This window comes from Micromonospora desertarenae, assembly GCF_056150265.1.
In genome coordinates this window covers 334,402-347,448 of the sequence record NZ_JAXCFQ010000003.1, presented here as the reverse complement: position 1 = coordinate 347,448, position 13,047 = coordinate 334,402, and the positions used below count along the sequence as shown (strand labels likewise).

Below are 13,047 nucleotides of genomic sequence, written 5' to 3'. Positions count from 1 at the left end.
GCGCCAGGACCGTCCGCCCGTGCCCTGTGGTGGTGAGCGTGCCGCGCGGCGGTGGTCCGTGTCGGCATCGTCCGCTCGTGCCATGCGGCGGAGCGGGTCCGCGGCAGCACCGGCATCGGCTCGCGCCGCGTGCCGGGCCGGCGCGGCGGGTGGCCGTGCCGGCGGGACATGGTGAGGGCGCGCCGACCCGGGTGGGTCGACGCGCCCTCAGCGCTCAGCTCGGCTCAGCTCACGCGGTGAAGCGCACCCGCCGACGCCGCGCGACGACGAAGAGCACCGCGCCCAGGGCGAGCAGGGCGACCGCGCCCGCGGCGATGCCGCCGGCCGCCGCACCGGTCACCGGCAGGCCCGGCTCCTCGCCACCGCCGCCACCGCCACCGCAGTCACCCTCGGGGGCGTAGACGGCCTCCATCTCCAGCTCCAGCTCGGGAAGGACGACCAGCGCGGTGTCGTCCTTGCCGGCCTTGAAGGTGACGGTCTCGGAGTCGCCCGGCTGCACGGTCCGGGTCTCGGTCTCCTTGCCGTAGGTGAAGACCACCTTGACCGGCAGGCCACCCTCCGGGTTGGTGGCGGTCAGCGTGAAGGTCTCGCAGTCCGCCTTGGTGGTGATGGTGGGCAGCGGGCAGTCCTCCGGACGCTGCCACGAGTAGCTGCCGTCCTCGATCACCTTGCCGTCGACCAGCACCTCGACCTTGCCGGCGTTCTCGGCCGGCACCACGGTGCCGTTGTCGGCCTTGCCCGGCTCGACGGTGACCTTCTTGGACCAGCCGTTCTCGCCCCGGACCTCGAACTCGACCGGGTACTTCGAGATCTTGCCGTCGTTGCTCAGCGACACGGTGACGGTGCCGTCGCAGTTGGACGCGAAGGTGGCCGCCGGGGTGGTGCAGCTCTTGTCGCCGCCGTTGTACGCACCATGCGGGCCGGTGGACCGGTTGCCCGGCGCGCCCTTGGAGCCGAGCTTCTTGTCGCCGTACCGCTTGCCGCCCTCGACCAGCGGGTCGATGATCTCGTCGGTGCCGCCCCAGATCAGGTCCACCTGGGTGTGGCAGTCCGGGATCTCGACCTTCAGGTCGATCTCGGTCTGGGTGCCGCCGATCCAGTCGCTGTCCGGCGTGCCGTAGACGTACTGCGGGGTGGCGAACTGCGGCCGCGGCGCGAAGTAGGACACCAGCGTGAAGTACTGCTTGCTGTCACCGCAGAGCGGCAGGTCACCGTCGAGCTTGACGGTCGCGGTGCCCTTCGGGCCGTCGAAGGTGTGGCTGTACTTGGCCTTGCTGGCGTCCACACACTTCGGCGCCGGGGTGCAGGGCTTGTCGCCGCCCAGCTTGATGCTGCCCTCGTTGGTGCGGTCCTGGCCGTTCTTCTTCCACAGCGCGTAGATCGTCAGCTTCGCGCCGGCGGTGTCGCCGGGCACCCGCTGCACCGCCTGCACCGAGCCGCCCTTGGGGACGACGGCGCCCTGCAGCGGCTTGGTGGTGTCGGCCGCCAGGTTCACCGGGGTGGACGGGTCGGCGGTGACGGTCTTGAGGGTCGCGGCCTTGTCCCGCTCGCTGTTCTCCACCGTCCAGGTGATCACCCGCTCGCCGGTGAGCCCGTCGCAGTCGGCGGTGGCGGTGATGGTGGTGTGGTGGGCGCTGGCCGGCGCGGCCACCGCGACGGCCGCGGTGAGGCCGAGGAAGGCGGCCCCCAGTACGGCCAGTGGTCGCCGCAGCGACGCTCTGGTACGGATCACGCGTACTCCCGGGGTGAGGAAGCTGAAGGGGGTGGGCGCGGAGTGGGGCGGTTCGGACGGTCGCGGGTGCCTCGGTGCGCGTCCGGTGCGGGCGCCGCTCCGTGCCTGGGCCGGCGGTCCACCGCCGACACCCGGCAGACCCTAGCGAGATCGCCGCGTGCGTTACAGCGTTCAGCGGGACCTAAGGATGATGTTATGAATGCGAGATCATTGATATACGAAGGGTGGCCGGGCCGGCGCGACGCGCATACCGGCGGTGTCGTCGGCGGGTCCCCCGGTCTCGCGTAGCGTCGGGGCCATGAGCAGGAGGAGACGGTGACCCGGATCGTCGCCGGGACGCTCGGTGGCCGGCGGATCGCCGCGCCGCCCGGCGCGGGCACCCGGCCGACGTCCGACCGGGTCCGGGAGGCGTTGTTCAGTGCCGTCCAGGCCGAGGTCGATCTGACCGGCGCCCGCTTCGCCGACCTGTACGCCGGCTCCGGCGCGGTCGGGCTGGAGGCGCTGTCCCGGGGCGCCGCGCACGTGCTGCTGGTCGAGTCCGACCCGCGGGCCGCCCGGGTGATCCGGGAGAACGTGGCGGCCCTGCGCGCCGCCCCGGCCGCCCGGCTGGTCACCGGGAAGGTGGGCACCGTGCTGGCGGCCGGCCCGGAGGGCGGCCCGTACGACGTGGTCTTCGCCGACCCGCCGTACGCGCTGCCGGACGTGGAGGTCACCGCGATGCTGGCCGCGCTGGTCGACGGCGGCTGGCTGGCCCCGGACGCGCTGGTGGTGGTGGAACGCTCCAGCCGGACCGGGCCGGTCGAGTGGGTGCCGGGTGTCACCGCCGAGCGAAGTCGCCGTTACGGCGAGACCACCCTTTGGTACGGTCGCCGATCATGAGACGTGCGGTGTGTCCCGGCTCGTTCGACCCGGTCACCAACGGACACCTCGACATCATCGGCCGGTCGAGCCGGCTCTTCGACGAGGTGATCGTCGGCGTGCTGGTGAACCAGTCGAAGAGCGGCCTGTTCACCGTCGAGGAGCGGATCGACATGCTCCGCGAGGTGACCGCCTCGTACGACAACGTCCGGGTCGAGTCGTTCCGCGGGCTGCTGGTCGACTTCTGCCGCGCCCAGCAGGCGAGCGTCCTGGTCAAGGGCCTGCGCGCGGTCAGCGACTTCGACTACGAGTTGCAGATGGCCCAGATGAACATCGGGCTGGCCGGCGTCGAGACGCTCTTCATGCCGACCAACCCGCTCTACTCGTTCCTCTCCTCCAGCCTGATCAAGGACGTGGCCAAGTGGGGCGGCGACATCTCCGCCCACGTCCCCGACGTGGTCCGCCACGCCCTCCACACCCGCCTGACCCCCAACCTCCCCCGCGGCTGACCCCACCCCACCGCTGCCGCGAGCCGGAGACCTCGGCCCTCTTTCGTCCCGTGGTGGGCGGAATGCGGGGGCGGAACGTGCCCGATCGCGAGGGCCGGGGGCGTGCGACGCGCCGGGGGCGGTGGGGGCGGTGGTGGATGGTGCGGGTGATGATGGGTGAAGCGGGAACCGGGCCGCAGCCCGCATGATGTAGGTCGGCCGTACGAACGACAGGAGTGAGGTACCGGTGGACCCGCTCGACCGCATCGACGAACTGATCGCCATGGTGGAGACGGCCCGTTCCGTCCCGATGTCGCGCAACAACTGCATGGTCGACCGGGGCGAGATGATCGCGGCCCTGGAGGAGTTGCGCGCCGAGCTCCCCGCCGACCTGCGCCGGGCGGCCGCCCTGCTGGAGGAGCGGGACAAGATCATGGAGGCCGGCAAGCGCGAGGCCGACCGGATCATCAGCGAGGGTGAGGCGGAACACGCCCGCCTGGTCTCGGTGAACGAGATCACCGTCTCCGCCGAGCACGAGGGCGCCCGGATCATCGCCGAGGCCCGCGCCGAGGCGCAGCGGCTGCGCGAGGAGGTCGACGACTACGTCGACACCGCGCTGGCCAACTTCGAGCAGTTCCTCACCCGGGCGCTGGCCTCGATCGAACGCGGGCGCGACAAGATGCACGCGCTGCGCGAGATCGGCACCTTCGCCGGCGACGAGGCGGAGCGCCCGCTACCCTTCTGACCGGCACCTCAGCAGCCGGCAGGGCGGGGCGGGCGTCGCCCCCGGTTCGACGGTCCGGGGGTTGCCCAGGTAACCTCGTTTGTCGGCCTCTCACCGGCCGGAGTCTGACTATGCCCAAACACACGCCTTCCCAACTCGACCCCAGGTCGCCGCTGGTCCTCGACACGAGGGAGCTGCCGCGTCGGCCTGGTGCGTTGCGTACGGTCAAGCGGGTGGTACCGGCACCGGCGGACCTCGGCGTGGAGTTGATCGGCGTGCCGGAGGGCGCGGACCTCGACCTCGACCTGAGGTTGGAGTCGGTGTCCGAGGGCGTGCTCGTCTCGGGCACCGTCAGCGGTCCCGTCCGGGGCGAGTGCGGGCGCTGCCTGCGCGAGATCAACGACTCGGTGGTCGTGCGGATCCAGGAGCTGTACGCGTACGAGAACAGCACCACGGACACCACGACCGACGAGGACGAGGTGGGCCGGATGCAGGGAGACCTGATCGACCTGGAGCCGGCGTTGCGGGACGCGGTGGTGCTCACACTGCCGACCAACCCGCGCTGCCGGGAGGACTGCCCAGGCCTGTGCCCCGAGTGCGGGGTGCACCGGGACGAGCTGCCGGCCGACCACAGTCACCAGCAGATCGACCCGCGTTGGGCGGGCCTGTCGCAACTGACCCGTAAAGAGGAGTAAGAACCGTGGCCGTCCCCAAGCGCAAGATGTCGCGCAGCAACACCCGGTCCCGCCGGGCGCAGTGGAAGACCGCGGCGGTCGCGACCGTGGCCTGCCCGCAGTGCAAGTCCGCGAAGCTGCCGCACGCCGCCTGCTCCGTCTGCGGCACCTACAACGGCCGTCAGGTCCTCGAGGTCTGACCGGACGCCGAGTGACGCCCCCGACCACGGGTCGGGCGGCGCGCGCGCCCTGGCGAACGCCCGGTGCCCCGGCTCCCACGAACGCCGGCCGGCCTGTTCCGGCCGGCGTTCCGGTGGAGCCGGGCATCGCGCGGATCGCCGTTGACCTCCTCGGCGGGGACGATGCTCCCGCCGTCGTGGTTGACGGCGCTCTGCGGGCCGTGCGCGCCGACCCTGACCTGCACCTGCTGCTCGTCGGCCCGGCCGAGGCCGCCGGCGAGGTGATCGCCGCCCTCGACCCGGCGCAACGTGCCCGGGTCGCCGTGCGGCCGGTCCGCGCCGCCGTCGGCATGGCCGACCATCCCAGCGCCGCCCGCGCACCCAGCACCGTGCGGGCGGCGGTCACCGCGGTCCGCGACGGGGCCGCCGACGCGCTGGTCTCCGCCGGTTCGACCGGCGCCACCGTCACCGCCGCCGCGCTCGGCCTCGGGCGCTGGTCCGACGTCCGCCAGCCGGCCCTGGTCGCCACCCTGCCGGCCGTCGCCGGCCCGGTCGTGCTGCTCGACGTCGGCGGCTCGCTGGACCCGCGGCCGGCCACCCTCGCCCGGCACGCCATGCTCGGTGCCGCGTACGCGGCGGTCGCGCACGGCATCCCGGAGCCCCGGGTCGGCCTGCTCTCCGTCGGCACCGAGGCGGGCAAGGGCGACCGCCTCCGCCGGCACGCCGACCCGCTGCTGGCCGCCGAGCCGCTGCCCTGCGGCGGCCGCTACGTCGGCCTCGTCGAGGGCTACGACGTCTCGCTCGGCACCCGCGCCGACGTGGTGGTCACCGACGGGTTCACCGGTAACGTGCTGCTCAAGGCGATCGAGGGCGCGTACGCGATGGCCGGCGGACCACCGGCCGGCGGCGGGGCGCCGCGCGCGGCCGCCCTGCTCGGGGTGGCCGGGACCGTGGTCGTCTGCCACGGCGCCGCCCGGCCCGACGACGTGGCCTCCGGCATCGCGCTCGCCGCCCACCTGTGGCGGCGGGGCGCCGCCGACCTGGTCTCCGCGCTGCTCGACGCCGCGGAGGACCGCATCGACCGCACCACCGACACCGAGGTACGCACATCATGACCAACGACAAGCGGCGGCGGGCGTCCGTCGGTCACCTGGAGGCGGCGTTCGGCGTCACGCTGGACCCGGAACTGCTGGAGCGGGCGCTGACCCACCGCTCGTACGCGTACGAGAACGGCGGCCTGCCCACCAACGAGCGGCTGGAGTTCCTCGGCGACTCGGTGCTCGGCGTGGTGATCACCACCGCGCTCTTCCACAACCACCCCGACCTGCCCGAGGGCCAGCTGGCCAAGCTGCGGGCCAGCGTGGTCAACATGCGCGCGCTCGCCGACGTGGCCCGCGGGCTGGGCCCGGACGGGCTCGGCGCCTACCTGCTGCTCGGCAAGGGCGAGGAGACCACCGGCGGCCGGGACAAGGCCAGCATCCTGGCCGACACGCTCGAGGCGCTGCTCGGCGCGATCTACCTCCAGTACGGCCTGGACACCGCGGCCGCCGTGATCCACCGGCTGTTCGACCCGCTGATGGCCGAGTCGGCCGGGCGGGGCGCGGCGCTGGACTGGAAGACCAGCCTCCAGGAGCTGACCGCCTCGCTCGGGCTGGGCGTGCCCGAGTACCGCATCGAGGGCACCGGGCCGGACCACCTGAAGACCTTCACCGCGTGGGTGGTGGTGGCCGGCAACCGCTACGGCGGCGCCGAGGGGCGCAGCAAGAAGGAGGCCGAGCAGCGCGCCGCCGAATCGGCCTGGCGGACGCTGACCGAGCAGGCGGAGCAGGAGCAGGCGGCGCGGCAGCGGGAGGTGGCCGCCGCCGAACTGGCCGCCCGTGCCGCCGAGGAGGCCCCGAGCGCCGCCGACCCGGCGTCCGGCGCGGCCGAGACGGGCGCCCGCCGTGCCTGAGCTGCCCGAGGTGGAGACGGTCCGGCAGGGCCTGGCCCAGTGGGTCATCGGCCGCCGGATCGCCGCGGTGGAGGTGCGCCACCCCCGCGCGGTGCGCCGGCACGCCCCCGGCGGGGCGCACTTCGCCGACGTGCTGGCCGGGCGGACCGTGCTCGACGTCCGCCGCCGCGGCAAGTACCTCTGGCTCCCGCTGGACAGCGGGGACGCGGTGATCGGGCACCTCGGCATGTCCGGGCAACTGCTGCTGCAGCCCGCCGACGCGCCCGACGAGACCCACCTGCGGATCCGGTTCCGGTTCGCCGACGACGGCCCCGAGCTGCGCTTCGTCGACCAGCGCACGTTCGGCGGGCTCTCCGTCTCGGCCGGCGGGGCGGAGCTGCCGGCGGAGATCGCGCACATCGCCCGGGACCCGATGGACCCGCAGTTCTCCGACGCCGAGTTCGTCGCCGCGCTGCGCCGGCGGCGTACCGAGGTGAAGCGGGCGCTGCTGGACCAGACCCTGATCTCCGGGGTGGGCAACATCTACGCCGACGAGGCGCTCTGGCGGGCCCGCCTGCACGGCGCCCGGCCCACCGACGCGCTCACCCGGCCGGCCGCGCTGCGCCTGCTCGGGCACGTCCGGGACGTGCTCGGCGAGGCGATCAAGGAGGGCGGCACCAGCTTCGACGCCCTCTACGTCAACGTCAACGGCGAGAGCGGCTACTTCGACCGGGCGCTGAACGTCTACGGCCGGGAGGGCCTGCCGTGCCGACGGTGCGGCGCGCCGATCCGCCGTGAGGCGTTCATGAACCGGTCGTCGTACAGCTGCCCGCGCTGCCAGCCGCGTCCTCGGGGATCGCTTCGGGGATGACCCCGAGCCGGATCCGGGTCGGCGCCGGCGCGTCGCCCCGACCGGTCCGGGAAGGATCCGGTGTGGCGTACGCCCGCACCCGATCGGCCCGCTCGTGGCGCCCGTACTTGCCTCGCACCGGTTCCGGGCCGGACCGGGGCCGTTCCCTGATGTACCGACCCCGTCGCGCCCATAGCGTCAGCCCCGTTGACAGGGGGTTGACGTGACAGGGGGACCCGTGATGGGGGCAAGACCGGTGACGGTGCGGTTGGCACGCTGGAGCGCGGAACATCCGTGGCGGGCCGTCGCGATGTGGGTGGTGTTCGTGGCGGTGTGCTTCGTCGGGGGGAGCGCCGCCGGCCTCAACGAGGCCACCTCCGCCGACCAGGCCATCGGCGAGTCCGGCCGGGCCGGGGTGATCGTGGACGCGGGGAACTTCGACGACCCGGCCACGGAGAACATCCTCATCACCCCGCGCGGCGGCACGCTCGACCAGACCGCCGCGCAGGCGGCGGCCGCCGACGCGGCGGCCCGGCTGCGCTCGGTGACCGGGGTCGCCTCCGTCGGCGAGCCGATGCCGGCCCGGGACGGCTCCGCGGTGCTGCTGCCGATCACCATGTCCGGCGACCCGGAGACCGCCGCCGACCGGGTGCAGCCGCTGCGCGACGCCACCGCCCAGGTGCAGGACGGGCACCCGCAGCTGCGGATCGAGCAGGTCGGCGGCCCGTCGATCAACAAGGCGCTGGACGACACGCTCGGCAAGGACTTCAAGCGGGCCGAACTGCTCAGCCTGCCGGTGACCCTGGCCATCCTGATCATCGCGTTCGGCGCGCTGATCGCCGCCGGCGTGCCGGTGCTGCTGGCGCTCTCCTCGGTGGCCGCGGCGATGGGGCTCTCCACTCTCGCCTCGCACCTGGTGCCCGCGACCGACACGACGGCCAGCGTGATCCTGCTGATCGGCATGGCGGTCGGGGTGGACTACTCGCTGTTCTACGTGCGGCGGGAGCGGGAGGAGCGGGCCAAGGGCCGCTCGGGCCTGGACGCGGTGGAGATCGCCGCGGAGACCTCCGGGCACGCCGTGGTGGTCTCCGGCTTCGCCGTGATCATCTCGATGGCCGGGCTGCTGCTCGCCGGTGACGTGGTCTTCTCCTCCCTCGCGGTGGGCTCGATCCTGGTGGTCGCGGTCGCGGTGACCGGCTCGCTGACCGTGCTGCCGGCCCTGCTGGCCAAGCTCGGGCGCTGGGTCGACCGGCCCCGGGTGCCGTTGCTGTGGCGGCTGACCGCGCCGCGTACCGGGCGGCACGGCGAGCCCGCGAAGCCCCGGTTCTGGCCGGCCGTGCTGAAGCCCGCGCTGCGTGCCCCGGTGGCCACCCTGGTGATCTCGGTGGGTCTGCTGCTCGCGCTCGCCGTGCCCGCGCTCGACATGAAGCTGAAGTTCCCCGGCATGGAGGACGTGCCGCGCAGCACCGCGGCGATGCAGGCGTACGACCGGCTCACCGCGGCCTTCCCGAGCAACGGCACCAGCCACACCGTGGCGGTCCGGGCGCCGGCCGCCGAGGCCGACCGGGTGTCGGCGGCGCTGACCGAGCTGGCCGCCCGGGCGTCGGCCGACCCGCTCTTCGCGCCGACCGAGGCGGACGGCCCGAAGATCCGGGTGTCGGACGACCGGCGGGTGTCGGTGCTGACCGTCGCCACCCCGTACACCAGCCGGGACGCCGAGGCCGGGCAGTCGCTGGACCGGCTCCGCGACGACCTGGTCCCGGCGACGCTCGGCGGGGTCCCCGGGGTGGAGTACGCGGTCGGTGGCGACATCGCCGGCAGCGAGGACTACGCGCAGCACGTCCGGGACAAGCTGCCGATCGTCGTGGGCTTCGTGCTGGTGCTGACCTTCCTGGTGATGGTGCTGACCTTCCGCTCGGTGGTCATCGCACTCAGCTCGATCCTGCTCAACCTGCTCTCCGCCGGTGCCGCGTACGGCCTGCTGGTGCTGGTCTTCCAGGGCGACTGGGCGGAGGGCCTGCTGGGCTTCACCTCGATGGGCGCGATCGTGGCCTGGCTGCCGCTCTTCCTCTTCGTGGTGCTCTTCGGGCTCTCGATGGACTACCACGTCTTCGTGGTCAGCCGGATCCGCGAGGGCATCCGGGCCGGCATGCCCAACCGGGAGGCGGTGGCGTACGGCATCACCTCGTCGGCCGGCGTGGTGACCAGCGCGGCGATCGTGATGGTCGGGGTCTTCTCGATCTTCGCGACGCTGAGCATGATCGACTTCAAGCAGCTCGGCATCGGCCTGGCGGCGGCGATCCTGCTGGACGCCACGATCATCCGCGCGGTGGTGCTGCCGGCGCTGATGACCATGCTCGGCGACGCCAACTGGTGGGCGCCGCGCTTCCTGCGCCAGCGCCCCGCGGCGACCCCGGCCGACCCGCCGGCCCCCGCGCCGGAGCTGGTCGGCGTCCGCTGACCGACCGCGCTCCCGGGCCGGACCGCACCACGCGGTCCGGCCCTGCCGCGCCGACCGGCCCGCCCGGCACGGCGGCGCAAGCCCGACCGGCCGCTCGGAGCTACGCGCCGGCCGGGGCGAACGCCGCTCAGCGCGACGGCCGGTCAGCGTGCCGGCTGGTCACAGCACGGGGCAGGAGACCCGCCAGGCGTCGAGGTCGCGGTCCTTGCGGATCGAGGCGAAGCCGTAGCCGACCGTCTCCACGCAGAAGTCCTCGGTCGTGCCGGTGTACTCGACGTGGAAGACCGGCTTGCCCGCCTCGGCGAACGGCAGCAGCTTCGCGCACCGGCGCAGCCGTACGCACTCCTCGTCCACCGCGAAGTCGAAGTCCGGCGCCAGCGCGGCCACCTGCTCGGTGTTGCCGAGCAGGCCGGGGGAGAGGTCCAGCGCGCGGGCCAGTTCGGCCAGCCGCCGGTTGAACAGCAGCGCGTCGTCGAAGCCCAGCGGGAAGCCGGACCGGTGGGCGTAGCCGTCGGCGTCGGCCAGGGCCACCGCACCGAACCCCTTGCCCCGGCAGAGCCGGAACCGGTCGGCCAGCACCGGCCGCAGCGTGTCCCACTGCCGGACGTCCAGCCAGCGGCTGTCCGGGCGGCGGGACGCGGTGCCGCGCACCCCCGGCGGGAAGCGGTCCGCGTCCGGATCGGTGGGCAGTACCGAGCCGACGTGCACCTGGCAGATCAACCGGCGGTCCCGCGAGCGCAGCTCGGCGGTCTGCGCCGCCGTGGTGGTCACCGGGTCGAGCAGGAACACGTCGGCGTCCACACCCGGGTCCAGCGCCCCGGTGAGCTGCCACTGCCACTGCCAGCGGCGGACCGACTCGGCCGGCCAGGTGGTCGGCGCGCCGGGCCGGGCCAGCTCGACCCGGCAGCCGTACAGCGGGATCGCCAGCACGAGCGCCAGGCAGGCCGGCAGCGCCCGGCGCAGGCCACGCCCGGCGGCGCGCGCACGCGGCCGGATCCGCATCGGCAACTCCCGGGTCGCGGGCGGCATCCCACCGCCCGAGCCGGTACGCCCCTCCGGCGTACCTCACCCGGTCAAACGAGCACGGACCCGACCACGATTCGTGCTTCAGCGCGGCGCGGCGAAGACCTGCGTCCAGTACGGCCCGTTGCTGCTGGCCACGCCCACGCCGATCTCGGTGAAGGCGCAGTTGAGGATGTTGGCCCGGTGGCCGGGGCTGTTCATCCAGGCGTCCATCACCGCGGCCGGGGTCTTCTGGTTCCAGGCCACGTTCTCGCCGTAGGTACGCCAGGCGTAGCCCACCCGGTCCAGCCGGTCGCCGGCGTCGCTGCCGTCGCTGCCGGTGTGCGACATGTCCTGGTGGTCGGCCTGGTCCTGGCTGTGCCGCTGGGCCGCGGTCATCAGCTTGTCGTCGATGCTCAGCGCCCGGCAGCCGGCCTTCGCCCGCTCCGCGTTGACCAGGTTGACCACCTCGCGGGCCTGGCTGCTGACGGTGCCGCCGGGGGCGACACCGGCGCCGCCGGCCGGCGCGGTGCTGCGCTCCGGCGACCGGCGCGAGGGCGCGGTGGTCCGCGCCGGCGCCGGCTTCGGCTTGGTCACCTTGGTCGGGGAGGGGGTGGGCTTCGTCGGGGTCGGGGTGGCACCCGGGGTGGGTGCGGCCAGCGCGTCGGCCGGCGACTCCGCTCTGGCGTCGAAGGGCGCGGCGGCCACCGTGTCGTCACCGGTCGCGGTGGTGTCCGGCCGGTCGTCGCCGCCACCGCCCAGCGCGACGGCACCGACGCCGAGACTGACCACCAGCGTGGCCGCCGCGGCGGCGCCGCCGATCAGCGCCGGCCGGGGGAACCGGCGGGCCCGGTGCCGGCCGTCGGCCGGTTCCTGCCCGGCCCCGGCCTCCCGGTGCGCGCCGAGGTCGGTGTCACCGGCGAACGCCGGGTAACCGCCGGTCGGGTGGAACTCGCCGGTGGCCTGGTCGCCGCCCCAGCGGTCGGCCGGCTCGTCCCGGTGCCAGCCGGCGTCCGGCGTCGCCGCCCACCGCTCGGTGGGCCGGTCCTGCTGCCAGGTGCCGGCCGGCTGGTCGCCGTGCCACGCCTCGCCGGGCCGCCACTGCTCGGTCGGCTGGTCGCGGTGCCACCCCGGGTCGGTACGCCAGCCCTCGTCCGGCTGCTCACGCCAGCCGATCCCGCCGGGCGGAGCGGCGTCCCGGTCGGCGCCCGGCTGCCACCGCTCGGTGGGCTGGTCCCCGTACGGCTGGTCCACCGGGCCGTACGCCTGCTCGCCGTGCCACGCGCCGGTCGGGGGTTCCTGGTGCCGGTCGTCGACCGGCTGCGCCGGCTCGTCGCCGAACAGGTAGGACGACCGGGGCGCCGGACGGTCGGTCAGCCAGGCCGGCTCGTCGACCGGCGGCTCGGGGCGCCGCTGAGCGCCATCCGGATCGTTCGGGTCGGTCCATCCGTACACGCCGTAGCCTCCACGGGTCGGTTGCGGGCCGGGGTGACGGTACGGGGCGGCCTCGACCAGCGGCAACGTGGCTAAGAAAGAGTTAAGGGGAAGTCGGGCGTCCGGGTAGGGAGTTCCCGGGAACCGAGGCGTACAGTAAAGGGGTCCGGACAGAGCGTGTCTGCGCCTTGTGGCGGCCCCCCGGCAAGTGGACAGGTCGACGTGGAGATGATCTACGGCCTGCGAGAACTTGACGAAGGAGGGGGTATCGGCTCAATATATAGGTGTCGCCAGTCGCGCCCGGTCATGCCCAAGAACAGTTGGAATGACAGCCGCGAACACAGGGGCGCGCGTTGGCCGGCCTTTCCGGCAGCGCATATCAAGGAGTCAACATGGCGAAGGCCCTCTACGGCCACGTAGGTGCGGCGCCCGACCGGCGCCTGCTCGACGAGGTCACCCGACTGCGTGCCAGGGTTCAGGCACTGGAGTTCGAGCTCGCCCGGGTGCGTGCCGAGAACGATCGGCTCGCGGCGGCCGCCTCCGAGGCGGACGGTCTGCTCCGGCTGGCCGAGCCGGCGCTCACCTGAGTCTCGAGCCGGGAAAACTGAATCGCACCACGCGAAAAAGCGCGCCGACACATTTGTGCCGGCGCGCAACTCTGTCCGCTCCCTTTTCCGTGGGCGCATAAAGCGATCTTGTAACTGACCGGGTTCGC

Annotated in this window: 13 protein-coding genes; 10 read left to right on the top strand and 3 right to left on the bottom strand. The window is 73.8% G+C overall.

What is annotated here, in order from left to right; translation table 11 throughout:
- Nucleotides 1–229 precede the first annotated feature (229 nt).
- Nucleotides 230–1,732 carry a cell wall anchor protein gene (locus tag SM577_RS07535; protein WP_302917772.1) on the bottom strand — a complete coding sequence of 501 codons (1,503 nt, stop codon included), beginning with the start codon at nt 1,730–1,732 and terminating at the stop codon, nt 230–232.
- A 315-nt stretch (nt 1,733–2,047) separates the two neighbouring features.
- On the opposite strand from SM577_RS07535, the gene rsmD reads away from it, so the two are divergent.
- The 9 genes from rsmD to SM577_RS07490 all read left to right on the top strand — a co-directional run bounded on the left by rsmD (nt 2,048) and on the right by SM577_RS07490 (nt 9,896).
- Entirely contained in the window at nt 2,048–2,611 is a 564-nt protein-coding gene (gene rsmD / locus SM577_RS07530) for a 16S rRNA (guanine(966)-N(2))-methyltransferase RsmD (protein WP_474586552.1), read from the top strand.
- The gene (coaD, locus tag SM577_RS07525) at nt 2,608–3,099 is read left to right on the top strand and encodes a pantetheine-phosphate adenylyltransferase (RefSeq protein WP_474586551.1); all 492 of its coding nucleotides are present in this window, start codon (nt 2,608–2,610) and stop codon (nt 3,097–3,099) included. The genes rsmD and coaD overlap by 4 nt, the downstream gene beginning before the upstream one ends.
- A 226-nt stretch (nt 3,100–3,325) precedes the next feature.
- Nucleotides 3,326–3,823, top strand: a complete 498-nt coding sequence (locus SM577_RS07520; RefSeq protein ID WP_109906109.1) for a hypothetical protein — start codon at nt 3,326–3,328, stop codon at nt 3,821–3,823.
- A 110-nt stretch (nt 3,824–3,933) separates the two neighbouring features.
- Nucleotides 3,934–4,497 (top strand): YceD family protein, encoded by a 564-nt coding sequence (locus SM577_RS07515; protein ID WP_302917769.1) that lies wholly within the window; start codon nt 3,934–3,936, stop codon nt 4,495–4,497.
- Nucleotides 4,498–4,502: 5 nt separating this feature from the next.
- On the top strand, nt 4,503–4,676 hold the full coding sequence (gene rpmF, locus SM577_RS07510) for a 50S ribosomal protein L32 (protein ID WP_012181392.1): 174 nt from the start codon (nt 4,503–4,505) through the stop codon (nt 4,674–4,676).
- A 113-nt stretch (nt 4,677–4,789) separates the two neighbouring features.
- The gene (locus SM577_RS07505) at nt 4,790–5,770 is read left to right on the top strand and encodes a phosphate acyltransferase PlsX (protein ID WP_302917768.1); all 981 of its coding nucleotides are present in this window, start codon (nt 4,790–4,792) and stop codon (nt 5,768–5,770) included.
- A complete protein-coding gene (gene rnc, locus SM577_RS07500) occupies nt 5,767–6,606 on the top strand; it encodes a ribonuclease III (protein ID WP_302917767.1) in 840 nt (279 codons plus the stop codon). Before SM577_RS07505 ends, rnc begins: the two co-directional genes overlap by 4 nt.
- The gene (gene mutM, locus SM577_RS07495) at nt 6,599–7,456 is read left to right on the top strand and encodes a bifunctional DNA-formamidopyrimidine glycosylase/DNA-(apurinic or apyrimidinic site) lyase (RefSeq protein ID WP_474580389.1); all 858 of its coding nucleotides are present in this window, start codon (nt 6,599–6,601) and stop codon (nt 7,454–7,456) included. The genes rnc and mutM overlap by 8 nt, the downstream gene beginning before the upstream one ends.
- Nucleotides 7,457–7,676: 220 nt before the next feature.
- Nucleotides 7,677–9,896 carry an MMPL family transporter gene (locus SM577_RS07490; RefSeq protein ID WP_474586550.1) on the top strand — a complete coding sequence of 740 codons (2,220 nt, stop codon included), beginning with the start codon at nt 7,677–7,679 and terminating at the stop codon, nt 9,894–9,896.
- 159 nt (nt 9,897–10,055) lie between these two features.
- Here SM577_RS07490 and SM577_RS07485 read toward each other — a convergent pair whose 3' ends face one another.
- Both SM577_RS07485 and SM577_RS07480 read right to left on the bottom strand, forming a co-directional pair.
- Nucleotides 10,056–10,898 carry an endo alpha-1,4 polygalactosaminidase gene (locus SM577_RS07485; protein WP_302917764.1) on the bottom strand — a complete coding sequence of 281 codons (843 nt, stop codon included), beginning with the start codon at nt 10,896–10,898 and terminating at the stop codon, nt 10,056–10,058.
- 105 nt (nt 10,899–11,003) lie between these two features.
- The gene (locus SM577_RS07480; RefSeq protein ID WP_474586549.1) at nt 11,004–12,353 is read right to left on the bottom strand and encodes a CAP domain-containing protein; all 1,350 of its coding nucleotides are present in this window, start codon (nt 12,351–12,353) and stop codon (nt 11,004–11,006) included.
- 371 nt (nt 12,354–12,724) lie between these two features.
- Between SM577_RS07480 and SM577_RS07475 the strand changes: the two genes are divergently transcribed.
- Nucleotides 12,725–12,919 (top strand): hypothetical protein, encoded by a 195-nt coding sequence (locus SM577_RS07475; protein ID WP_302917762.1) that lies wholly within the window; start codon nt 12,725–12,727, stop codon nt 12,917–12,919.
- Nucleotides 12,920–13,047 lie beyond the last annotated feature (128 nt).

Bases quoted from the DNA above. Each gene is read 5' to 3' on its own strand.
- coaD (WP_474586551.1), top strand. From the start codon at position 2,608: ATGAGACGTGCGGTGTGTCCCGGCTCGTTCGACCCGGTCACCAACGGA.
- SM577_RS07515 (WP_302917769.1), top strand. From the start codon at position 3,934: ATGCCCAAACACACGCCTTCCCAACTCGACCCCAGGTCGCCGCTGGTC.
- rnc (WP_302917767.1), top strand. From the start codon at position 5,767: ATGACCAACGACAAGCGGCGGCGGGCGTCCGTCGGTCACCTGGAGGCG.
- SM577_RS07490 (WP_474586550.1), top strand. From the start codon at position 7,677: ATGGGGGCAAGACCGGTGACGGTGCGGTTGGCACGCTGGAGCGCGGAA.
- SM577_RS07485 (WP_302917764.1), bottom strand. From the start codon at position 10,898: ATGCGGATCCGGCCGCGTGCGCGCGCCGCCGGGCGTGGCCTGCGCCGG.
- SM577_RS07475 (WP_302917762.1), top strand. From the start codon at position 12,725: ATGGCGAAGGCCCTCTACGGCCACGTAGGTGCGGCGCCCGACCGGCGC.